Origin of the sequence: Streptomyces sp. SS7 (genome assembly GCF_037993025.1) — a bacterium.
Lineage (GTDB): Bacteria > Actinomycetota > Actinomycetes > Streptomycetales > Streptomycetaceae > Streptomyces.
Genome location: NZ_CP141223.1, coordinates 4,387,899 through 4,410,128 on the forward strand (window position 1 = coordinate 4,387,899; position 22,230 = coordinate 4,410,128).

General features: G+C 70.8%; 23 protein-coding genes and 2 pseudogenes. 20 read left to right on the forward strand and 5 right to left on the reverse strand.

All coding sequences use genetic code 11. From position 1 onward, the window contains the following. Together U5640_RS20180 and U5640_RS20185 are read left to right on the forward strand one after the other, a co-directional pair. Nucleotides 1-453 (forward strand): DUF6238 family protein, encoded by a 453-nt coding sequence (locus tag U5640_RS20180; protein ID WP_340377164.1) that lies wholly within the window; start codon nucleotides 1-3, stop codon nucleotides 451-453. A 30-nt stretch (nucleotides 454-483) separates the two neighbouring features. Continuing rightward, the gene (locus tag U5640_RS20185; protein WP_340377165.1) at nucleotides 484-2,052 is read left to right on the forward strand and encodes an ATP-binding protein; all 1,569 of its coding nucleotides are present in this window, start codon (nucleotides 484-486) and stop codon (nucleotides 2,050-2,052) included. A gap of 32 nt (nucleotides 2,053-2,084) precedes the next feature. Here the strand turns inward: U5640_RS20185 and U5640_RS20190 are convergent, their stop codons facing one another. The 4 genes from U5640_RS20190 to U5640_RS20205 form a co-directional block, all read right to left on the reverse strand. Continuing rightward, complete coding sequence (locus U5640_RS20190) at nucleotides 2,085-3,803, reverse strand: hypothetical protein (protein ID WP_340377166.1); 1,719 nt, start codon at nucleotides 3,801-3,803, stop codon at nucleotides 2,085-2,087. Further along, nucleotides 3,800-4,123, reverse strand: coding sequence for a helix-turn-helix transcriptional regulator (locus U5640_RS20195; protein WP_340377167.1), 324 nt, complete (start codon nucleotides 4,121-4,123; stop codon nucleotides 3,800-3,802). Before U5640_RS20195 ends, U5640_RS20190 begins: the two co-directional genes overlap by 4 nt. Before the next feature lie 4 nt (nucleotides 4,124-4,127). Further along, nucleotides 4,128-5,204: a tyrosine-type recombinase/integrase gene (locus U5640_RS20200; protein ID WP_340377168.1), complete on the reverse strand. Its 1,077-nt coding sequence runs from the start codon at nucleotides 5,202-5,204 to the stop codon at nucleotides 4,128-4,130. 359 nt (nucleotides 5,205-5,563) lie between these two features. Beyond that, nucleotides 5,564-5,809 carry a hypothetical protein gene (locus U5640_RS20205; protein ID WP_340377169.1) on the reverse strand — a complete coding sequence of 82 codons (246 nt, stop codon included), beginning with the start codon at nucleotides 5,807-5,809 and terminating at the stop codon, nucleotides 5,564-5,566. Nucleotides 5,810-5,983: 174 nt separating this feature from the next. On the opposite strand from U5640_RS20205, the gene U5640_RS20210 reads away from it, so the two are divergent. From U5640_RS20210 to U5640_RS20220, 3 genes are all read left to right on the forward strand, one after another. After that, nucleotides 5,984-6,682, forward strand: a complete 699-nt coding sequence (locus tag U5640_RS20210; protein WP_340377170.1) for a hypothetical protein — start codon at nucleotides 5,984-5,986, stop codon at nucleotides 6,680-6,682. A 143-nt stretch (nucleotides 6,683-6,825) separates the two neighbouring features. Next, a complete protein-coding gene (locus U5640_RS20215; protein ID WP_340377171.1) occupies nucleotides 6,826-7,971 on the forward strand; it encodes a hypothetical protein in 1,146 nt (381 codons plus the stop codon). Between the two features lie 211 nt (nucleotides 7,972-8,182). Beyond that, nucleotides 8,183-8,650, forward strand: coding sequence for a hypothetical protein (locus tag U5640_RS20220; RefSeq protein WP_340377172.1), 468 nt, complete (start codon nucleotides 8,183-8,185; stop codon nucleotides 8,648-8,650). Nucleotides 8,651-8,864: 214 nt separating this feature from the next. Here the strand turns inward: U5640_RS20220 and U5640_RS20225 are convergent, their stop codons facing one another. Continuing rightward, entirely contained in the window at nucleotides 8,865-9,821 is a 957-nt protein-coding gene (locus tag U5640_RS20225; RefSeq protein ID WP_340377173.1) for a DUF3825 domain-containing protein, read from the reverse strand. Between the two features lie 477 nt (nucleotides 9,822-10,298). Between U5640_RS20225 and U5640_RS20230 the strand changes: the two genes are divergently transcribed. The 15 genes and pseudogenes from U5640_RS20230 (at nucleotide 10,299) to U5640_RS20300 (ending at nucleotide 22,221) form a co-directional block, all read left to right on the forward strand. Beyond that, on the forward strand, nucleotides 10,299-11,192 hold the full coding sequence (locus tag U5640_RS20230) for a hypothetical protein (protein ID WP_340377174.1): 894 nt from the start codon (nucleotides 10,299-10,301) through the stop codon (nucleotides 11,190-11,192). Nucleotides 11,193-11,646: 454 nt separating this feature from the next. Beyond that, a complete protein-coding gene (locus tag U5640_RS20235) occupies nucleotides 11,647-12,321 on the forward strand; it encodes a hypothetical protein (protein WP_340377175.1) in 675 nt (224 codons plus the stop codon). Nucleotides 12,322-12,437: 116 nt separating this feature from the next. Next, nucleotides 12,438-14,222 carry a TraM recognition domain-containing protein gene (locus U5640_RS20240; RefSeq protein ID WP_340377176.1) on the forward strand — a complete coding sequence of 595 codons (1,785 nt, stop codon included), beginning with the start codon at nucleotides 12,438-12,440 and terminating at the stop codon, nucleotides 14,220-14,222. Then, nucleotides 14,219-15,226 carry a hypothetical protein gene (locus U5640_RS20245; protein WP_340377177.1) on the forward strand — a complete coding sequence of 336 codons (1,008 nt, stop codon included), beginning with the start codon at nucleotides 14,219-14,221 and terminating at the stop codon, nucleotides 15,224-15,226. Before U5640_RS20240 ends, U5640_RS20245 begins: the two co-directional genes overlap by 4 nt. A gap of 258 nt (nucleotides 15,227-15,484) precedes the next feature. Beyond that, nucleotides 15,485-15,730, forward strand: coding sequence for a hypothetical protein (locus U5640_RS20250; RefSeq protein WP_340377178.1), 246 nt, complete (start codon nucleotides 15,485-15,487; stop codon nucleotides 15,728-15,730). After that, nucleotides 15,727-16,887 (forward strand): DnaB-like helicase N-terminal domain-containing protein, encoded by a 1,161-nt coding sequence (locus tag U5640_RS20255; protein ID WP_340377179.1) that lies wholly within the window; start codon nucleotides 15,727-15,729, stop codon nucleotides 16,885-16,887. The genes U5640_RS20250 and U5640_RS20255 overlap by 4 nt, the downstream gene beginning before the upstream one ends. Nucleotides 16,888-16,946: 59 nt before the next feature. Beyond that, the gene (locus U5640_RS20260) at nucleotides 16,947-17,528 is read left to right on the forward strand and encodes a hypothetical protein (protein WP_340377180.1); all 582 of its coding nucleotides are present in this window, start codon (nucleotides 16,947-16,949) and stop codon (nucleotides 17,526-17,528) included. Nucleotide 17,529: 1 nt separating this feature from the next. Beyond that, nucleotides 17,530-17,703, forward strand: a pseudogene (locus U5640_RS20265) (DNA methyltransferase); the annotation flags it as partial. 121 nt (nucleotides 17,704-17,824) lie between these two features. Then, a pseudogene (locus U5640_RS20270) lies at nucleotides 17,825-18,106 on the forward strand (DNA cytosine methyltransferase); the annotation flags it as partial. Between the two features lie 312 nt (nucleotides 18,107-18,418). Further along, nucleotides 18,419-18,727: a hypothetical protein gene (locus U5640_RS20275; protein ID WP_340377181.1), complete on the forward strand. Its 309-nt coding sequence runs from the start codon at nucleotides 18,419-18,421 to the stop codon at nucleotides 18,725-18,727. Nucleotides 18,728-18,880: 153 nt separating this feature from the next. After that, entirely contained in the window at nucleotides 18,881-19,477 is a 597-nt protein-coding gene (locus U5640_RS20280; RefSeq protein ID WP_340377182.1) for a DUF4913 domain-containing protein, read from the forward strand. Beyond that, nucleotides 19,474-20,241, forward strand: a complete 768-nt coding sequence (locus U5640_RS20285) for a glycosyl hydrolase (protein WP_340377183.1) — start codon at nucleotides 19,474-19,476, stop codon at nucleotides 20,239-20,241. The genes U5640_RS20280 and U5640_RS20285 overlap by 4 nt, the downstream gene beginning before the upstream one ends. Next, a complete protein-coding gene (locus U5640_RS20290; RefSeq protein ID WP_340377184.1) occupies nucleotides 20,238-20,726 on the forward strand; it encodes a hypothetical protein in 489 nt (162 codons plus the stop codon). Before U5640_RS20285 ends, U5640_RS20290 begins: the two co-directional genes overlap by 4 nt. After that, nucleotides 20,723-21,391 (forward strand): hypothetical protein, encoded by a 669-nt coding sequence (locus tag U5640_RS20295; protein WP_340377185.1) that lies wholly within the window; start codon nucleotides 20,723-20,725, stop codon nucleotides 21,389-21,391. Before U5640_RS20290 ends, U5640_RS20295 begins: the two co-directional genes overlap by 4 nt. Beyond that, a complete protein-coding gene (locus tag U5640_RS20300) occupies nucleotides 21,388-22,221 on the forward strand; it encodes a large ATP-binding protein (RefSeq protein WP_340377186.1) in 834 nt (277 codons plus the stop codon). Before U5640_RS20295 ends, U5640_RS20300 begins: the two co-directional genes overlap by 4 nt. Nucleotides 22,222-22,230: the final 9 nt, after the last annotated feature.

Sequence of the window (22,230 nt, forward strand, 5' to 3'; positions counted from 1 at the left end):
ATGTCCCGCACCGACAGCCCGACCGCGCAGGACTTCGTGCCCTTCGCCACCGCCGCGCTCGACTTCCACCGCGCGCTTAACGTGCCAGGCGGTCCTCTCGTCACCACCCGCGCCGAACTGGACGCCCTGCACGCCCATCTCGTCTCGTTGCACGGCCTGCTCGATGCCCACGCCGCTCGAACGGGCCGGCTCACGCCGATCGAGGGCGACCAGCTCAGCGCCGCCCGCACCCGGATCTGGCAGGCCGCCGACCACGTCCACGCCGCCTACCACGCGGCCCCCCGGCCCGGCTCCGGTGAGGTCCCCGACCGCGAGGCGTGCCGGGCCGGCCTGCCGGAAGGCGCACCGGAGCTGACCATCTGCCAGCGCCACCAACGCACCGCGCACCTGGTCCGACGCCGTACCACCCCGGCCGACCTCCACGCCCCGTTCACCGGCCTCGTCCGCCACTGACATCCCTACCTTCCGTCTGGAGAATCGTTCATGCCCCGTACCCGCGCCAGCGCCTCCCCCTTGTTCGTCCCCCGCAAGGCGTCGCGGGCCGAGCAGCGCGCCGCCCGCGCCGGTTTCGCCGAGGCCCGGCGCCAGGCCCGCCTCGCCGGAGCCCCGCCCAAGCGCCACGACGAGGAGACCCTCGACCCGGAGCTGCGGCCGACCTATCCGCCGTCCGGACGCCCCGGCCCGGCCTCGGCACGCGGCGGCAAGCTCCGTCTGCCCGCCCACCGGATGACCACCGCCACCGTGTCCGGGGCCTATCCCTTCCTCGCCGAGGGCGGACTGGGCGCCGAGGGCATCTTCATCGGCCGCGACGTCCACGCGGAGGCCGCGTTCTGCTACGACCCGTTCTCGCTGTACAACAGCGGCCGGGTCGAGGGCTTCACCAACCCCAACGCGGTCCTGGCCGGGATCATCGGCATGGGCAAGTCCGCGCTGGCCAAGTCCATCGCCACCAGGGCGATCGCCCACGGATACCGGGTCTACGTGCCCTGCGACCCCAAGGGCGAGTGGACGGCCGTCGCGCAGGCTCTCGGCGGCTACAGCATCGCGCTGGGTCCGGGGCTCCCGGGCAGGCTGAACCCCCTGGACGCCCCGGCCCGGCCCGCCTCGGTGAGCGAGGACGACTGGTCGACCGAGGTCCGCAAGCGCCGTCTCCTGCTCCTGGCCGGCCTCGCGCGCACCGTGCTGAAGCGCGATCTCCAGCCGATGGAACACACGGCCCTCGATCTCGCGCTGGACCTGGTCGTCACCGAAGCCGAGGCAGGCGGCACCGTGCCCCTGCTCGGCAAGATCGCGCACACCCTCGGCTCACCCGAGCACCTCGACCGGGCTCTCGGCGACCAGGCCGGGCGTATGGGGGCCGCAGCGCAGGACCTCGCGCATGCCCTGCGCCGTCTGGTCCACGGCGACTTGAGCGGCATGTTCGACGCGCCCTCGACCGTCGCCTTCGACCCGGCCACCCCGATGCTGTCCATCGACCTCTCCCGCCTCGGCGGCTCGGGCGACGACACCGCGCTGGTCCTCGCGATGACCTGCGCGAGCGCCTGGATGGAGTCCGCGCTCGCCGACCCGGACGGCGGCCGACGCTGGGTGATCTACGACGAGGCATGGCGCGTGATGCGGCACGTCGGCCTGCTGGAGCGCATGCAGAGCCAGTGGAAGCTCAGCCGAGGGCTCGGCATCGCCAACCTGATGGTCATCCACCGCCTCAGCGATCTGCTGAGCGCGGGCGACGCCGGCTCGCGCGGCCGGGTGCTGGCCGAGGGCCTCCTCGCCGACTGCAGCACCCGCATCATCTACCGCCAGGAGCCCGACCAGCTCGCCGCAGCCGCGTCGCTGCTCGGCCTGACCGGTATCGAGACCCAGGCCGTGTCCGCCCTGACCAAGGGCCGGGGCCTGTGGAAAGTCGCAGGTCGGAGCTTCATCACGCAGCACATCCTGCATCCGGCCGAGCGCGAACTGTTCGACACGGACGCCCGGATGCATGACAAAAGCGCCGAGTTCACGAAAACTGAAGCGCCTTTGCTGCCTCTCCGACTGCGTGAGGTGCAGTGATGAGTCTAGGTGAGGTCCTGAGTTCCGGTCGGCTACTGATCGGAGTCAGTTTCGGGGTCGGCCTGTGCGAGGACCAGGGTGTAGCGCATAGCCGCGTCGATTCCGATGCCGAAGAAGTCGCAGATGCGGCGGACGTCTCCGCCGGTCGCGAAGATCTCCTGGAGGATGCGGTCGTCCCGCAGGGACGACGGTGTCACGCCGAGGTTGCGCCAGGCGTAGAGCTTGCTGGTCGGTGTGGTCCGCGGGGCGGTCTTGCGGTTGACGATCAAGTGGGGGTTGAGGGTGCTGGGCCAGTTCCGCGCTCGGTAGTCGAGGTAGGCGGTGAGGCGGGTCAGGACCGGCTTGGCGAGCGGGATGGTCTTCTCGCCGAGGGTGAGTTTGCCGTCGCTGATGTCGGTGAGCTGGATCGTGGCGAGTTGCGGGCCGGTCAGTCCGTGGAAGGCGACCAGGGCGACGGCCAGGGCCACCGTGGGGTCGGGCGAGTTGAGGGCATCGCGGATCTTTGTCGTGTCGAGAGGTATGGGGACGGTGGTGTTGCTCCGGGCGACGGGGACGCCTCTGGTGGGGTTGGTGAAGACCTTCTTGCGGGACTTGAGGACGGTGAAGACCGAGCGCAGGCCCTGATCGGCGAAGAGCCGGTTGGCCCCTTCGGTCGGCAGTGCTTCGACGAAGTCCTGCCTGCTGATCTCGGCGAGCGACGTGTGTCCCTGCTCGGCCCATCGTCGCCAGATCGGGGCCATGCCCTGTATGTGCAGGTGGATGGTCTGCTCGTGGCGTGGACGGCGCCGCGGGACGATAGCGCTGCCCTTGAGCATGACGTCGAACCACAGCCGGAGTTGTCCGGCCATCTCGTGCGGCAGACCGGTGGTCTTCTTCTCGAAGTACCGCTCGACGGCTGTGGTCCGGTCGTCGACCAAGAGGTCAGCGGCGGCGAGGATCTCCAGCGTCGAGGTCAGGGTGCCGCCGTATCGGATGCTGGCGGCGACGTCGCTGACCAGGATCTTCGCGCCCGGCCAGTCCTGCAGAGCGTCCAGCAGTTTGAGCGTGTGGACGACGCTGTTGGTCTGGCGCCGCGTCCACGCGTGCCGCTCGGCGTGCTCGCGCAAGACCGGCTCGCAGTAACGCAACAGCCGCGAATCGCCCGTCAGCGCACGGTCCTTGATGGCGCCGCGCCCGGGTGGCATGCGGAACAGCATCAGTTGGCGCGTGCCGGCAATGGTCTTGGGAAGCGCCGGTGGCTGCTTCTGCTCCAGTTCACGGGCGCGGGCGGCACGGCGTCGGGCGGCTCCGGTCTTGTCGTACTGCACGTTGGCGAGGAAGAGCTGCTGTCCCTGCTGGTTGGCGGTCTCCAGGTTGGGGGCCCGGCCGGGTTGTTGGTGCAGGCGGGCGTTCTCCCAGCACAGTCGGCATGCGCCCTGGCCGTTGATCCGGCTCTCGCGTCCACAGAACTCGCATGTGTCGACGGGGTAGTGGGTGAACCACCAGCGGCAGCTCCAGCACTGCCAGCTGTTGGACCGGTAGACGCCCCAGGCCAGGCAGCCCCGGCAGGAGCCGACATGGAGCGGGGCTCCGGGATGGCAGCGCGTGCACAATCCCTGGCTGAAGTACTCCGAGCTGCCGCAGGCTCGACAGGCCGGCGGAGTGAACGGGCCGCCGGGCAGGCAGTTGTAGCAGAAGTCCATCCGCGGCTTCGTCCACGCGACCCGGTTGACCTGGCACACCGCGCACTTGCCGGGCGGTGGGGTGCTCATAGTGGTGGTTGCGAGCGCGGTCGGTCGAACCGCGGGGTGACGGCCGGGCCGTCATGGGAGGCCGTGCCGGTCTCCCGCTCAGGGGGCCTGCGGGCGGCGACTTTCTCCGGTTCGCGGATCAGCAACGCGGTCGGGTCGCAGTCCAGGACCTCGCAGATCACGTCCAGGTCGTCCAGGCGGATCGAGGTCGGTGTTCCGGTCCACAGCGCCGACATCTTGCCCGCGCTGATCTCCAGTCCGGCCTCGGCCAGGAGCCGGCGCATCTCGGTGGACTTCCAGATGCCGCGCTCGGCGGCCTTCAGCCGCAGGTTCCACTGCACGGGTTCACACCTCTCCGAAGCGTGCTTCGAGCCGCTCGTTCGCATTCATCCAGGCGCGCTCGACGTGATCGCTGTGGACGTGGATGTAGCGGGTGGTCGTGGACAGCCACTCGTGGCCGAGGAGTTCTTGCAGGGCCTTCAGATCCATCCCATCTCCGTAGAGCGAGGAGGCGCAGTAGTGCCGCAGGACGTGGGGCGTGAGCCTTCCCGCCCAGGCCGGCAGCCACAGCTTGGTGGCGCTCGCCAGGCCGGCACGCAGGGAGCTGTGGTTGATCCGCGTGCAGTGCCCGGTGAGTTCGTCGTGACGTTCGCTGGGCAGCAGCGGGGCGTCGGGGTGGGACCAGTCGGGTCCGAACTGGTGGCGTACGTCGGTGAGCCACCAGTCGATCAGACGGTCAGCGCCGTTGATCGCCGGGACCAGCCGTGGCTTGGGCCCTCGACCGCGGCTGCCTTTGCCGTGGCGGACGTGGAGCTTGCCGAACGTGCCGAGGTCAGGGCGCCAGTCGCGGATGTCGAGCATGCGTGCCTCGTTGATCCGCAGCCCCAACCGGCGCCACAACGAGGCAGCGAAGTAGTTCCGGGCGGCCGGCAGGTACTTGCGGGCCTCGGAGACCGACGGTCTCCACTGCCCGAAGAGCTGGTCGACTTCCGCGTCGGAGGGCGGGATCCGTACATTGGTGAAGACCGGGCTGCTGGGGCGGTTGTACTCGTCGATCGGCTGCTGGACCACCGAGCCGGTCAAGGCATGAATGTCGCCCTGGTATCGGCGGATCATGAAGTCGTAGAAGTAGGCCAGCATGCCGGCCTTACCCGCCCGCGTGCTGTGGGCTCGGCCCTCCAGCCGCAGACAGGTCAGGAAGCGGTCTGCGTCGTCGCACGACGCGGTCCACAGCGGGCCGTCGAGGGTCCGCGCGAATTCGAAGATCGCCGCCCGGGCATTGCCGATGTGGCTGTCGGTCAGGTTGGCCGCGGCCATGGACAGGGCGAACTGATCAACGATCTCTTGCTCGAAGTCCTCGATGTCGCGCTGCGTCGGCAGCGCACGAGCCGAGGAGATGTTCCGGACGACCGCCAGTGTCATGGGCTGCTCGGTTCAGCGAGACAACAACTGAGTCGAGATTACTGGCAAAGCTTCAGGATTTCCGACGAATCATCAAACTTCGCCGCCCGTCCCGCGCACCCCATGCCACCTGGCCTGCAGCCCACTCCCAGCGAGCCGCCCCTGAACGAACACAGCGGCCTACAGACACCTCGCGAGTTCACCGCAACTGACGGGTCCTCAGTTCCTGGACCGAGCAGGGAGGCGCGGCAGTGAGCCCCCGTGGGGTCTCGGGTTCCCGGTCCGGGCTCGTCCCTGGTCTCCAGTTCGGTGCGGTCGACGACGCCGCCCCGCTCCAGCGCCACCCGACGACCGGCCCGGCCACGAGTCCGGGCAGCGGCTCACCGGCAACTGACGGGAACGACCGCCTCGCCGCAGCCCGGACCGAGAAGTTCACCGACCTGTTCCGCGAGGCCGTAACGGAGGACTTCGGCGCGGTGGCCCGCCTGCACCAGATGCTCGAAACCGCCTCCGAGTGGTGTCGCGACCACGGTGCCCGAAGCAGCGCGTCCGAGTTGGACGCCATCGCCTCCCGGTTGACCGACCTCGGCGAGGAGCTGCATCTCGTCGCGGAGAACGTCGACCACGAGATCCGCTCCCGGGCGCACCAAGCGGCAGCGCAGCCCGTCTCTCGCCAGCCGCGTCGGCCCGGGGAACTTCCCCCGGCCAGCGGAACGACGCTCCATCTCCTGTCCCACCATCCGTCACGCGCTCGCTGCCGCGTTCGCGGTGAGGCACCCGTACAGAAACGAGTAACGACCATGCCTACCTCTCCCGACTCCTCCGCCACCCCTGATCGCCAGCCGCAAGACGCCGACGAACGGGCGGCATGGCGGGCGCGTGTCCAGGCCCTGGCCTCCGCCGCTGACGGCATCAGGCAGGCTTCGGACCAGTGGGACGCGGTCTCCGACTCGTACTGCGACGAGGACGGCTGGCCCGTCGACGAGATCGGCTACGCCGACGGCAAGGTGGCCCGGGACGCCGCCGCCTGGGAGCACGTCGAGACCTTCCTGGCCCACGGCCCCGAAGTCCTGGCCAGTGTCCGGGCCGCCGCGCAACCGGCCGACTACGTGGACGGCCCGATCAGCGCCGACCTGCTGCGCCTGCGGGGGATCGACTCCGTACTGGAGCGAGCGGGCGAGATCCGCCGCGAGTGGGATCAGGTCATCGCGCTCATGGAGGGGTCGATGCCCGGGTCGCGGGAGCTCTACGAGGAACGAGCCCGCGAGATCCGCAACTCCGAAGGCTGGCACTACGCCGACGAACTCAGCTACAGCGGAGCGGCGTTGGCCAGGGCTGCCGATCACCTGACCGACCGGATCAGCGATGACCAGTCCGCACACACCGGGCGTGTCCAGGCGGCCCTGGCCCGGTCCACCTCCGCCCAGCACGGTGCCTCCGCCGCTTCGCCGCCCGCCTCGGCGACGCCCGACCCCCCTGCCGTGCGCCGCTCGCGCTGACGCCTCAAGCACCGACCTCCGGCGAGGCCAAACCGTCCGATCGCCGGATCCTCGACGAACGCCACCACCCCTGCAGTCCCCGCCCCGCTGCGGCTTCCCGCCGCCGTCGACCGCTGGGGACGGCCGGCCACGGAGAAGCCCACATGCGCCCCGATCAGACCCTGGTCACCCTCCAACGCGAGGGCACACGCATCACTGCGCGCACCAGCGAACCCTTCATCCAGGAAGCCGCCGCTGGCACGTCGGAGCATGACCACCCGTACAGCCACCTGACCGCGCCGCTTCGGCAGCGCGGACTGTCCTGCACCGTCGAGTACGGCCTCAGCGACCACATCGTCCACGCCGAACTTCCCGATGGCAGCGCCCTGATCATCTCTCCGCCCCAGGAACCGCCCACCGACCACCCGCCCGGGTATCCGGAGAGCTGGTTGGTGACCCGCGGGCATCCCGACGACTCCACGCTCCACGAAGTGATCTATGACTCGGAGCCCGACGGTCCCCACGCCCGACACGGCGGCAGTATCCCCCGCCTGCTCACCGCCATCGACACCCGCCTGGACCAGCTCGGCCTGCCGCCCCGACCGGATCCGCGGCGACCTGCCCACGAGAGCGGCGCCGACGCGGTGCTCCACCGCGCGGGCTTCATCCCCGTCGTGCTGTTCCACAAGCGCTTCCACCGGCTGCCCTCCGCCATGACCGACCCGGTCGAGCAGCGGCAGATGGTGACCCGGGCCGTCGACATGCTCCAAGCCGAGGGCTTCGACGTCTCGTGCGATCCCGGCCTCCTCGACCCCAGCCTGCCGCCCCCTGGCGATCAGGGGCTCAGCCTCGGCGACCGGCTCGGCCACCTGACCCAGTCCATCCGGTCGGCGGCGCACACGGGCGAAGTCGTCGCCGCACTGAGCGAGCTGACCGCTCCCGATGACGGCATTCTGCAACGCCTCGTGGAGTCCCTCAACACGACGGCCGACTGGTGGGAAGGCCTGGGCGAACCCGCCGATCCCCACTACGCGAACCGGCTGCGCTACATCGCCCAGAAGCTCGACTCCTACGCGTTGGACATTCGGTCCATGCGCGGCGTGCTGGCCGACCGGCACACCGACCACCCCGGCAGGCTCCCAGCCCGGGTGGGCCAGGTCGCCCCGGAGGAACCGGCGGCGTCCCGGGTCACCGCCGCTCTCGCGGTCTCGCCGACCGCACGGCGCACGACCCCAGCCGCGCCGCCGTCAACTTCAGCCGCACCTCCCTCCCTGCCTCCCGCCCGGCCCTCGTCCGCGCCCGGTCGCTGACCACTGCCGAGCTCGGAGCCCACCATGTCCCGCACCAGCAGAACCGTCCCCGCCCTCGACCGCCCCGCCCCGCCCCGCCCCCACGAACTCTGGTGGCACAGGCCGCTGAACAGTACCTTCGCTGAAACTGCTCGACCACGACACACCGTGATGGGAATCATGAGCAAGTAACGACGGCCGAAGCATTGGCCAATAGTTACCAGGAGGCGCCATGACCACCGAGAAGCGGACGGGCACATGCCGAGGCTGTCACCAGGAGCGCGTACTTAGAGAAGACGGCACGGTCGTGTCGCACGAGCTCGCCGCCCTCGGAGCCTGCGACGGCTCCGATCGCTACCCGCTCGGTCCCAACCTCCTCGGCTGCACCTGGGCCGCGAGGTACCGCGTGGATGGACGTGACCACTCACGCGTCCCCTACTACGCCGATAAGGGCACCTATGGCCTGCACGGAACCCTTTCCGAGGCACACGCCGAGGCCGAGCCTCACATCCGTGCTCGCCTCGCCGAGCTGAACAACACCACACCCGACAGGATTCATATCCTGAGCTTCAGCGTCCACCCAGTCACCCACCAAGAAGGCCCGAAGGACCCTTACGGCGTGTACACCAAGCCGGTGCCCGAGTACACGATCCGCAAGGGTCCGCGTGGCGACAACGGCACTGCAGCCCACTGCTTCTGAACAGCGCTGGACCGTCGCGGCTACGTCTACAGCGCGGGCCCGGGCGGCCCGTGATCACGTCGTGAACGGCGGCGTCGAACAGGCACTGACGTCTTGGCACAGCCTGGCGGCGTCCTCAGCGAGAAACCTGGGGGTCGCGGGCAACCGCCCGAATATTTCTGAATCCTGACCCGGTCGAGACTGCCATTCCTGCGGAAACGACGCCAAGGCTTCGCTACGACGCAGCTTCTTCATCGACAGCGGGTTGCAGCCAGTCGCTGTCGGGGCGAGCCAGCAGCCGGGCGTTGCTGTATGCCATGGCGGTGGTGAGGACCGTGTGGCCGCGATAGAACTCCCCTTGCCGGGAGACCACTAGCGCGAGGTCCACAACGCTGGCGTCGAGAAGCGACAGCGGCAGAAGGAGCTGAACCGTGTCCTGCGCCGGGTACCAGGTGGGCACTGCTGTCTTGTAGTTGCGGCGGACCCGGTCTTCCGCGGCGACGACGGCACCCTTCAGTGCCATGCGTGCAAGGTGGGGGTTTCCCTGGAGCGTCGCGGGAAATCGGGCAAGGTTGCCCTGATCGTCGAGGATGTGATCGACGCTAACAACGAGTTCCCGACGCCAGTCGTAGATGTAGTCCGCTGGGTTGTCAGTGTAGGTGACAAAGTCGGGACGGAGCGAGGGTGGAAAATGATCCATGAAGTCGCGCTTGCTCTCCAGACGCCAGTCGACGAAGACCCACGGCTGGCTGTCGGGTCGGTCGTTGTGACGGAAGAGCCCGTAGATCGTCTCTTGGCGCGCAGTTGCAAGTCCCGTATTGAAGGCGGAGTAGGAGCCGTCGCTGCTCGTCGAGATCTTGTCCTGCTGGTGTGCGCGCTCGAATGTCCAGCGGATGTAGTTGCGCAGGATGTGGTTACCGCCCGGTGAGTCTGCCTCCCGCCCATCCCAGTTCTCAGGTTCCGCTACATCCGCCAAGCGGTCGAAGAGGTCGGGATCTCCAGCGCCTTGGCGAAGGTTGACGCTCGATCGGACCTTCCCCATATGTGCGTACTCGTAGAGCGCGTTGCCAGACAGTCCAAGCGGGCGAGGCGATCGCTGCGTGGGCGGCGATGCAGACGTCGCGCTGTCGAAGTGCTGCTTCAGACGAGCAAGGTCTGCTGGTGACGCCAAGGGGCGGTTCTCGGTGGCCACAGGAAGCCTCTCAAGTTCGCGTGTCGGAAGTGTCCGACAGTCTTTCCCATATAACTGGGCATCGTCAGTGACTCACCTGACCGTGCATCATCCGCAACGCCACCGGCCAAGAGCTCGATGACGACAACTGGATCGAGCTGACACACGAGATCCTCGACGTCACCGGCATCGAGCCGGGCGACCACCCTGCGGCCTGCTGGTGGGTGGCTCTACATAACACGACCGACGGAATCGACATCGTCGCCTACGTCATCCGGCAGGACGGCCGTTGTGCCCGGGCTACACAACGACGCGTACTTCGCGCGCGCTCGGCCCGCGCGGACTTCGCCTACTACCAGGACCTCGACGAGCCTCGGTGGCCTCAGGCGTCTACCACCCATCTCCGGCCGGACCAAATCGCGGATTCCGCGGATCCTCTCTCCCCTACGGCCCGACCACCCGGGCTCCCGTTCACCACTCCCCTTCGAGGTAGACGCCGTGATCGCCCACCTGCAGCGTGCCAGCCATACCGCCGGCCTCCTTGAGTACCTGTACGGGCCAGGCGAGCGCGGCAACCACACCAACCCCCGCCTGATCGCGGGGGACGGCCACGGTGCCCCGATCGAGATGCTCGCCCAGACCGACGCGCCGGCGTACCTGGCCCACGCCCTCGACGCACCCGCCGACCGCCTCGGGACCCGAGCTCCCGAGCGGCCAGTGTGGGTCTGCTCAGTCCGCTCCGATCCCCGGCACCCCGACCCGACCGACGCGCAGTGGGCCGAGGCGGCCCGCCGGATCGTGGCGGCCACCGGCATCGCGCCGGAGGGCGATCCGGGCGCCTGCCGGTGGATCGCCGTGCGCAACCAGGCACGGCAAGTGCACGTCGTGGCCACCCTCGCCCGCGAGGACGGCAGCCTCCACAACACCTACCGCGACGCTTTCCGTCTCCAGACCGAGTGCCATCGCATCGCCAGCGAACTCGGCCACCTGCCCCCGGCCCCGCGCCCGACACCCCGTGCCCAGGAGACCCACGTGCCTGCCCCCTACATCACCATCAGCTCAGAGCCCAGCGGCAGCGTCTCGGCGAAGGGCGCCAACGACGACCTGTCCGCCACGCTCCTCAAGCACGCCGGTTTCCAGCAGATCGAGGACTGGTACGGCCGCCGCCACCGCCTGGCGACCACCACCCCGCACGCTGAGCGCGTCGCCATCGCCTCCCACGCAGCCGATATGCTCCGCGCCGCCCGGTACAGCGTCGACCTGGACCCCGACCTCGACACGAGGCGGTTGACCAGCCCGGCCAACCCTCTCGGGCTCTACACCGCCGGAGCCGAAGTCCTCCAGCTGACGGACCAGATCAGGGCCGCCGAGAACGGTGCCGACCTTGCCTAGGCGGTCGGTCACCTCCTTCATCCCGAACACGGCGTCCTGGAACGCCTCCGGGAAGCTCTGGAGACGGCAGGCGAACAGATCACCGACCTCGACGACGAGTCGTACGCGCTCGCCGACCGGTTCGGCTTCGCCGCGGAGTTCGTCAGCGCGGCGCAATCGGAACTCGTCGGAGCGGGACGCGAACTGCACCGTGTCAGCGGCTCGCGCCAGGACCACACCGGGGCACAGACGCAGTCCCCAGCCCCGTCCGACGCACGAAACGCGGCTCTCGCCACGTCACCCGCGGCGGACAGGGCCAAGGCGTCTTCGGCGCTCGGAACTCCGTCTCCGGAGGTCGGTACAGCCGTAGGTACGCCGCAGGTCACAAGCCCTCGGACCCGTTAGACCGGCCAAGGTCCGAGGGATCTGTCCAACCCACCCGGCACCGACCCAACACCCCGCCCAAGGAGGAACAGTGCCCGAGTTCTACCCGAGCATCGGCGAGGCCGTAGGCGCTGCGATGCGGCACAACATCCGGCTTGCCTACGGCGGCAAGGCGCCCGGCTCCGACGCGCCCCTGCAGGTCCGACACATGTCCCACCCGTCGGCCGACCCGTACTCCGTCCCCGGGATGATCACCCAGCTCACGGAGACAGCGACTCCCCATGAGGTCGCCGGAATCATCGAGGAGGTCAACGGAGCGCTCGGGGCCCTCCCCCAGCTGACCGAACTCGTGGCCGCAGCGGCCGACTGGACCCGAGCCCGTCTGACCTTCGAGAACCCGCACCTCAACCCGGCCTTCGCGACGTGGACACGGCTGGCCGCCGCCACCCGCATGCTGCGGGACGTCCAGGAGGAACTGGCGGTCGCCGGGGACATGATCGCCGCGCGCCCTGTGCAACTCAGCGACCCCAGGTACCGCGACGAGGTGCCCGCCCTGCGGACCAGGGAGCCGCTCAGCGATGTCGTCGGCAACGACGCGCTCGCGGATAACGAGCCGCCCGCCTCCCGGAACCCGGAAGCGGACCGACGCCGAGCCGCCCGCGCCTCCTCCCCGCACGCCGGCGCTCAGCGGACCGCGCCCTCCGTCGGCACGGCATCCGAACCACCCACCGGCGCCCTACCGCCCCGGTCGCCACGCACCCGATGACCTCGGCTTGACCCCCAACCGCCGTCCCTTGCCCCGACAGGAGCTGCCCCGATGACCACCAGAAGAGCGCCGCGCGCCCCGCCTCGCCTTGTCCGCTCTCCCTCCTTGGACCCGCTATGCCCGCACCGCGTACCAGCGCGCCCTCGGCCGCCACCGGCTCCGACGCGCTCCTCCCCCTCCTGTTCGGCGTCCTCGGCGTCGGCATCGCCTCCGGCTCCCTCGCCTGGCTGACCGGCAACCTCACCAACTCCCTCGTCGGCACCGGTCCCTGGGCGCCGTTCAAGGCCACCGACGCGCTGTTGCACCCCGACGTGCTGTGGCCGCACCTGAGCCCCACCGCTCTGCTGGTGGGCGCGCGGCTCGTCCCCGGGCTGCTCTCCGTCTGCCTCACCGTCACCGGCCTGGTCGTGTGGCTGCGGCTGCGCGGCGGTGCGAAGAACGGCCTCGCCCGCAGGCGGGATCTCGCCCCTCTGATGCACAAGGAGATCGCCGCCAAGGCGAAGAGCCTGCGGCCGAGTCTGTCCGGCCTCAAACCGAAGGAGGTCGCTCCCGCGGACCGCGGGATCCTCGTCGGCACGCACTCCCCGGGCCGGGCCGAGATCCGCGCCTCCTGGGAGGACGTGATCGTCGCGATCATGGCCCCGCGCTCCGGCAAGACGTCCGGGCTGGCGATCCCCGCGATCCTCGCCGCTCCCGGCCCGGTACTGCTGACCTCGAACAAGGCGGCGAACGACGCCTTCACCGCGACGGTGGACGCCCGCGCCGAGGTCGGCACGATCTGGACGCTCGACCCGCAGCAGATCGCCCACCACCCGCGCGAGATGTGGTGGGACATCCTGGCCGACGCCCGCGACCTGGCCGGGGCGAAACGTTTGGCCGGGCACTTCGTCGCCGCCAGCGTCGACGAGTCCAGCGGTGCCGACTTCTGGTCCACCGCCGCGAGCAACACGCTGGGCGCGCTGTTCCTGGCCGCCGCGAGCCACCGGCGCCCGATCACCGATGTCCTGGCCTGGCTCGCCTCCCCCGCCGACCGCACTCCGGTGGACCTGCTCACCGACGCCGGCCACGAGGCGGTCGCCGCCCAGCTCCAGGGCACCGTCAGCGGGGCCACGGAAACGCGGGACGGCATCTATGAGACCGCGCGGCAGTACGCGAGCTGCCTGCTCGACCCGGACGTCGCCGCCTGGGTCACACCCGACAAGCGCCTTCCCGAGTTCAAGCCCTCCGCGTTCGCCACCTCCCGCGACACGTTGTACCTGCTCAGCAAGGACGGCGGCGGCTCGGCGTCGGCGATCATCGCGGCGGCGGCCGACGCGGTGATGCGCGCGGCCGTGGTCGTCGCCGAGCGCTCCGGCGGGCGGCTCGACCCGCCCGCCCTGTGCGTCCTCGACGAGGCCGCCAACGTGTGCAAGATCTCCGATCTCCCCGACCTGTACAGCCACCTGGGCTCACGGGGCGTGATCCCGATGACGATCCTGCAGTCCTACCGGCAGGGCCAGCGGTGCTGGGGCGAGGCCGGCATGGACGCACTCTGGAGCGCCGCCACGGTCAAGATCATCGGCTCCGGCATCGACGACATCGACTTCGCCGACAAGCTGAGCCGCGCGATCGGGGAGCACGAGGTACGGACCGTCTCCGTCTCCCACTCCGACAGCGGCAGGTCGACCTCCGTGTCCATGCGCACCGAGCGGATCCTCGCCCCCGACGCGATCCGTGCGCTGCCCAAGGGCAAGGCACTCCTTCTGGCCACCGGCCTGCGCATCGCGCTGCTCGACCTCAAGCCCTGGTACAAGGAGCCGTCGGCGAAGACCATCGCGCCTGCCTCCGCCGCCGCCACGGCCACCATCACCGACCGCGCACTCGCGAAGGCGAACAACTCCGGCTTCGGGCGTGCGGCATGAGCGGGGTCTGGGACGTCCCGGCCTCCGAACGCGTCGCCGCCCTCCGCCGCGAAACGGCCCACCACCCCGAGTCCGGAGCGCGGGAACTGTCGGATCTGGAACTCCTCAACCGGGCCTACGAGTCCGCCGTCCGCGACCGGATCGACACCCACGACGCCTACATGCGCCTGCTCACCGATCTACGCCACCACGACGACCAGGTCCGCGCCGGGGCCGTGGCCGGCTTCCGCCCCCAGATCGACCGCATCGCCCGCCACGTCGTCAACGAACACCTCAAGCCCTACTGGCAGTTGGTCCACCGCGTCGAACACCTGCCGGAACGGCTCTCCACCGGGGACGTCGAATCGCTGCGGTCCCAGGCGGCGTCGGTGCGGCACTGGCTACGCCAGCACGGGCCCGCCGAGGACCGGCTCGACCCCGGCGACGCCCGAGAACACCTCAGCACCCTGCGCACCGTCCTCGCCGCGCTCAAGGGACGCCGGGACGTCGTCTCCACGGACGACGCGCTGCGGCTCATGGACGCCGCCCTCAACGACGGACCGCTGCTCGACCTGTTCGAGGTCGGCACACCCGAACCGCTGCCCGAGCCCGCCCCACCCGCCTTCGCCGGACCCAGCTGGACAGTCCACGCCCACATGTGGACCTACCAGCCGACACCCGACGACGGCTTCGTCACCGCCGTCCGGCTCGGCGACGAATGGCGCATCGACCTGTGGTCCCCCGCCGGCCCCCTCCTCGCACGCGGCACCGCACCCGAGAACGACGTCGCCGCCCTCGCCGAAGCCCTCGTCGCCCGGGCCCCGGCCTGGACCGCGGACCGCTCCGACTACGCCTGGCGCCGCTTCACCGACACGGCCAACGCCCTCCGGCACACCGACGACACCTCCCCACGAGTCCGGGCCGCCACCACACGCACCACGACACCCCACCGCCCCGCACCGCCCACCGCGTCGTCCCTCCCGGCGTCCGCGCAGACGGCCCTCGACCGCGGCCGTCGCCGCTGACGAAGGTCACGCCGCTGCTCGGCCAGGCGTTTCCGCACCGTGGTCGCCGGCCTCTGGACCAGGCACCGATCGACCGGGTCACCGCCCACATGTGGTCCGGACGTCAGGGCGCCATCTTCGACGCGCTCACGGACGCCGAACCGGAGAACGGCGATCCGGACGGCTGCCCGCCCCTGGTCCTGCCGCTCCGGCACCCCGTCCAGGCCGACGTCGACCTCACGGCCTGCCCCTCCCCTCTACCTGCTCAGGAGTCCCCTCGTGTCCTCGCGCACTCCGTCCCCTCCTCTGGCGCGTTCCGAACGCCTCGGCCGGTCACCGGTCGTCCGACTCGGTGGCCAGTGGTGGCTGGTCACCGGTTCCGGATCGCTCCTCGCCACCGATCCGACGTTCACCGGCGAGCTGGACCGCTTCGCCGACGCGATGACCGCCGCCGACCAGGCCGTCGCCGGCCTCCGCTCGCAGCAGGACGATCCGTCGGCTCCCCGCCCCGGGCGGCGGCGATGAACCCGCTGCTGAGTGCCGAGCAGGCGGTGCTCGGCTCGGTGCTGCTCGATCCCGGCCAGCTCGCGCACCTGGACTGGCTCGCGCCCGATCACTTCTACCGGCCCATCCACCAGGCGCTGTTCGCCGCCCTGCGCAAACTCCGGACCGAGAACCATCCCGCCGTGGCGACCGGAGAACGCGTGCCGCTGTCCTGGGTGACGGACGCCGTCGCCGAGGCCAGTCACCATGTCCGAGGGCTGACCGCCGTGTATCCCCACATCCTGATTTCGGCCTGCCCGCGCCCCGAGCACGCCCCGGTGTACGGCCGGATGGTGCTGGAGGGAGCGATCCACCGCAGCGTGACCGCGCACGCGATCCGCCTCCACCAGGCAGCCCGCGCCGACGCCCTCCAAGGTCAGGTGGAAGGAGCGCTGCACCATGCGGACGTCCTGGCCGGGGTACTCGAAGACCTCGCGCACCGCTGGGGGTCCGAACCGCGCCCGGCCGCCCCGGCGACACCGCCCCCCACAGCTCCCGTCGCGCCGCCGCCGGTACGAGCGGAACAGGTCGCCGAGGACGAGCAGATCCTGCTGGCGGTCCTGGCCGAGCAGCCGAAGGCAATGGACGAGGTCGTCGACTGGCTGCGACCCGGCGACTTCGCCGACCCCGCCCACGGCCAGCTCTACCGCTGCCTGGGAGCACTGCACCACCGCGGCGAACCCATCGACCGAATCACCGTGCTGTGGGAAGCCCAGCGGCGCGGTCTGCTCGCCAACGGCACGCTGACCGCCGAACAGCTCACCGCCATCTGCGACGGCGTCGGCGCCGGCAGCGCCGAGTGGCTCGGCGAGCAGATCATGCGCTCCTCCGTCGCCCGTACGGCCGCCGCCTCCGCCCGCGCCATCCGCGCCCTGGCCGAGAACGAGACCCTGGCCCCCGGAAGGCTCATCAGCCACGCACTGCACGCGCTCGGGCCGCTCGACGACGTGCGCGCCCGCTGGCAGACCGCGAACGGCGCTCCGGCGCCGCACCCTCCGCCGACCGAGGGGTCCCCGACGGCGCAGGTCCACGCCGCCCTCGCCCGCAGCACGGCGCGACCGGCCGCACGGCCCTCGGAATGCCCAGGCTCTGCCTCCACGCCATCAGCCGCACGACCGCCCTCGCGCGCCCACGGCTGAGCCGTCCTCACCCACCCACCAACCCAGCCCATCCGACCGTCCCCACCTTGGAACGCCCCGTGGACAACACCCCACTCTCCGACGCCCTGGCACTGCGCGCCACGGCCTCAGCCTTCGACGCCCAGCGCGGCAAGCTGCCGATGCCGGGAGACCCCCACCGCTCACCCGACGTCGCCGCCGTCGCACGCCAGATCTCCGAGCTCGGAAAGCTGGTCACCGATCTGGGCGACGAGGTCCTCTTCCGTGCCGCCGACCAGGACCATGCGCCCCACACCGCTCGCGTGATCACCAGCTTCGCCGCCGCCGTCGAGCCCGCGGGCGAAGCGGCTTCCGCCCTGGGAGCGGTGGCCCACCAGCTCGCCTTCCTGAACCAGACCGAGAGTCTGCGCGACCAGCCCGACGCCAGGGATGCCCGGGAGGCAGCAGTACGGGTGATGGAGGAAGCACTCGCCACCGCCGGCGCGGCACTGCACGACGGGGCCAACTCCCTGCACGCCGCATCGGCAACGGTCTCTCCCCCGTCCGCACGGCTCCAGGCTGCCCGCAGCCGGTCCGTGACCGCCTCACCCGCTCCGGGGGCGCCGCCCGGCGTCACCACCGCCCCGGCGGCCCCCTCGGACCGAATCGCACGGGGCCGGTGACATGGAACCCACCACCGCGCGAACGCCGTTGATCGGCTCGCTCTGCTCGGGTTACGGCGGTCTGGACCTCGGGGTCCAGACCTCGCTCGGCGGCACCGTGGCCTGGCACGCCGAGATCAACCCCGACGCCGCGCGCATCCTGGCCCGGCACTGGCCAGGCGTGCCCAACCTGCAGGACATCACCGCCGTCGACTGGGCCGATGTGCCTCGGGTGTGTGTCCTGACGGCCGGCTTCCCCTGTCAAAGACGTCTCCGTCGCCGGCCGCCGGGCCGGACTCAACCCCCACACCCGCTCAGGGCTGTGGCTGCACGTCGCCCGTGCGGTCGAAGCCCTCCGCCCCTGCTTGGTGGTGATCGAGAATGTCCGAGGTCTCCTCACCTCGCCCGCCGGTTCCCCTGGCGACGTGGAATTCTGCCCGTGGTGTCTGGGAGACGACCCAACCCAGCCTCCTGTGCGGGCACTTGGTGCCGTACTCGGATCCCTGGCCGATCTCCGGTACGACGCAAGGTGGCTCGTGCTTCGTGCCTCCGACGTCGGAGCACCCCATCGTCGCGAGCGCACCTTCCTCGCCGCCTGGCCCGCCGAGCACCCTGCTCAAGACCCCGACGAGCAACATCGGCAAGAACGGCGGCTCCCAGCACCCGTCGAAGAGGAAGAGCGGCGGCCACGGCCCGAACCTGGCCGACGAGGTGGAGTGGCTGCTGCCCACGCCGAAGGCGTCGGACGGGACCAAGGGCTCGCCGAACCAGCGGCACGGCAACGGGGACATGACGCTGCCGAGCGCGGCAGCCTCGCTGCTGCCCACCCCGAGGGCGAGCGAGACCGGCACCCCGGGCCGCCGTCCGGGCAAGGGCTGGCGCCCGCCCCTGTCGGCGGTGGTCCTGCCACTGTGGGCGGAGGCAGCCCCGGACGCGGAAGTACCGACAGGCGATGGGGAGCGTACGCCTCCGCCATCGCCCGATGGGAGAACCTCACCCGCCCCGCGCCGGCGCCCACCGACGCCGCCGGACGCCTGCGCGCCGACTTCGTGGAGTGGATGCAGGGCCTGGCCCCCGGCTGGGTGACCGCCACTCCGGGACTCGGCCGACCGGCGCAGCTCACCGCACTCGGCAACGGCGTGGTCCCCCAACAGGCCGCCCGAGCCGTGCAGTTGCTGGCACCTCCCTTCCCGCGCTGCCCCCGCTGCACCGCGCCGTAGCACCCCGCTACCCGGTTTCCCCGGCCGCGCCAAATCGCGGAATCCCCGCATCCTCCTGCCCATGCCGACCTGAGAAGGGAGCACCGCCGTGACCTCCAGAAGAGCGCACCGCACCTCGCCCCCGCCCTGCTCGCTCACTCCCTTGGATCCGCCATGTCCGACCCCAGCAAGGCCACCCCCGAGCCCGAGCCGTTCCGCGTTCCCGACGGCGACCTCGACGATCTCGCCAGCACCCTCGCCAAGACCATGGCGGAGGTACGCCAGCACGGCGTCATCCTGGACCGCCTCGGCTCCGAGCCCGTCCCCACCCCTCAGCCCACTGCGGACACCTCCACGGCAGGCGCTGCCGGCGCCGACAAGGCCGGCGTCCCGGTCTCGGTGTTCATCCTCGCCCTGGGCGGCGAGGCGTACGCCGTCGAGCTGGCCGCGCTCAGCGACTGGGTGAACCACCTGTTCCTGCCCGTCTACGGACGGGAGATCAGCACTACCCGACCGTGGTGCGACCAGTGGCACGAGCACCCCGAGGCCGTTGCCCGGCTGCACGCGCTCTGGCTCGCGTGGCAGCAGCTCACCGACGCCGAGGCCGGCCTTTCCGGTCCCTCGACGTGGCACCGCGACCACCTCGACCAGGCCCTGGTTCATCTCCGTGCCCCCGACGGCCCCTTCGCCGCATGCACGACGAGCCCGACCCGGCCCAACCACCGCGTGCTGGCCACCCCGGCGCCCGAGCTGACGGGAGCCACCCGGTGATCGCCGAACCCGACTTCCGCCTCGCCGACTTCGAGCCTGCCGACGCCGCCTCCGAACTCGCCGAGAGCAGCGTCTGGGCCGGAGACCTGACCGTGCTGGCCGAGCACCACACCACCCCAGAGGGGACGCACAGCTACCTCGTCGCCCACGACAGGTCGATGACCTGGGGCGTCCCCGGTGATCCGGCGCTCGTTGCCATCAAGATCACGCGGGACCTGCGCGAGCGCACGTTCACTTTCGAGACCGCGAACCACGCCAGCCTGCCGTTCGCCCAGAACTGGCTGATCGAGCGTGGCTGCCCGCCCGAGCGGATCGCCCAGGCCAAGGGGGACTCCCTGAAGCCCGCCGACGATCTCACCCTCTGGGTCGAGCGGCAGATCCGGGAGTCAGGCTCTCGTTACAAGGTCCTCGACAGCTGGACCTCGGACTTCGCCCCGTCCGAGACGTGGACGTTGACCCGTGACTCCAGCGCCGCTCAGGCACCGATTCGCGTCTTCCTCGAAGAGGGGAACGCCGACGCCCACACCTACACGATGCGCGAGGGCGCCTTCGCCGACGAGGCCGCCGCCCGGCACTGGCTGGAAGACCGCGGCAGTCCGCTGCCGCAGCCGCCTGACTACCGCGGTGAGGCCGCCGCCCGGCTGACCCGCGCCGCCCTCACCCGATCACCGGGTACCTCCGCGGTCCCGAAAGCCAGCCTCGACACGAGCAGCGCGCCGTCGGCAGGAACGGGTCAGCGCCTGAACCCTCGGAGGCCGATGTGAGCCGCGCCCGCTTCGCCTTCGCCGCCCACCCGGACGCCATCGCGGACCTGCGCCAACTCCCAGCCGAAATCCGCGACCTGGCACTGCTGGAACTGCAGAACCTGGTCCACGGCAGCGACGACTGCCTGCCGCTGACCGGGCGCCTCGCGGGCTTCCACAAGGTCTACGTCGACCCGGCCGTCTCCTACCGGATGGTCATCCAGTTCCGCCCGGCCCCACCCACCTCGACCCACAAACGCGAGATCTACCTCGTCGCGGCCGGCGCCCGGGAGGACTACGCGGTCTACCGCACGGCCCAGCACCGCACCAACCGCACCGGCCCCAACCGGCAGGAGGGCACCGACGCGGCGGCAGAGGCCCGAGTCCAGGCGGCCCGGTCCCGATCCCCCCACGCGATCGACCCGACCGCGTCCCTCCCGGCCACCGCACCGGGGCCAGCCAGCCCCGCCGCCCCGGCCGCCTCCCGAAAGGCCTCCATGCGATGACCGCCGACCGTGCGTCCCTCGACCGCACCGAACTGGCCGGGCTGCTCACCGACGCCGCGCGCAGCGTCTCGGAGGTCCTGACGACCGAATACCCCACCTCCGCCGGCCGCTCCTACCTGCATCCCGTCCTCGGCGCGCTGTCCGCCGGCCCCCGGGTGGTCCGCGAACTGAACGACCGGCTCGAAGAGTTCGTCGTCGAGGAGCCGCTGCCTTCCACCCCCGCCGGTCTGTTCACCCTGGCGTCCTACGCTTCCGCGCTCGGCTGGCTCACCGAGTCCCTCGCCGAGCTGACCGCCTCCGTGGACCAGATCTGCACGCGCGTCGGCCTTCCTGCCGAGCCGCCGGACCCGGCCTTCGTCGCGCCCTCGCCGACGGACCAGGACGACGAGTTCGACTTCGCGTTCAGCGCGCTGGAGTTGGCCGCCATCCGCACAGCCGCCGAGGCTGCCGACCTCAACCCCGGCGACTACGTCGAGGTGCTCTCGCGGTCCCTGCTCGCCGCCTCCCGGATCACCGACGCCTGCATGGAGATCTCCAGCGGCCTGCTCGAAGACGCCACGTACGTCCTCGCCGAGGCAACCGATCACGTCTGCATCGGCGAGGGCCCCGACAGCCTGCCCACCCTGGTGCGCTCCCTGCTCGCCCGGATGGACGCTGCCGAATGAACCCCCATGACATGGCGCAGCGGCCCGGCGCGCACCTGGTCGCCGAGGAGTTCGGCGTCGAGGACCCCTGGGCTCTGAGCGACGACCATCCGCCCCGCGACCCGCTTCACCTCGTCGGCAGGATGGTCGCCGAGGCCGCCCGCGATGTCGACGAGCTGCACAGCCAGTTGACCCGCGCCGCCCAGTCCGCGATCGAGCTTCTTGAGCCCGTCGGACGGGGCGATCACGCCGGCATGCGCGGCTGGTACGGCATCCTGGGCACCACGGGTCCGCAGATCGAGCTGCTCGTCGCCCGCCGGGGTGCGGCTTACGAGCAACTGACCCGGGCCGTGTCCCGGTACCACCGTCTTCTGCCCGAGTCCGACGCCGAGCCGACCTCGAAGGCACCGCTCCAGGACCTGGGCCCGGCCCCGGAGCAGGCGCCGGGGCGGGACAATGACTGGGCCGTCGCGGGTAATCGCCGGCTCGGAGCCCTTGAAGCCGTAGAGGCGGGCGGGCTTCGGTTCCACCAGAGCGCGGCCTACGGCTACATCTATCTCTCCGACGGACGGGGCCAACGCCCCAGCCCGGAGGTCTGGCCCGAAACCGTCCAACGGCTGGTCGCCGACGGGCTGTTGGACCAGGACACCAGCGAGGGGCTGTACCGGCCCGGACAGCTCCTCTCGCTCACGCCGCAGGGCGAGGCGGCCCTTCGAGATGCACGTACGGCCACGCCGCGCATATCCGCCGCCCTCAGCCGCAGCAACACCGCGGCGATCTCCGACGTCGTCGCCGATTCAGTTGCAGCACCCGCAACAGGCGCTGCCACCAAGCCTTCCCGTTCCCGCTGATTCTCCCCC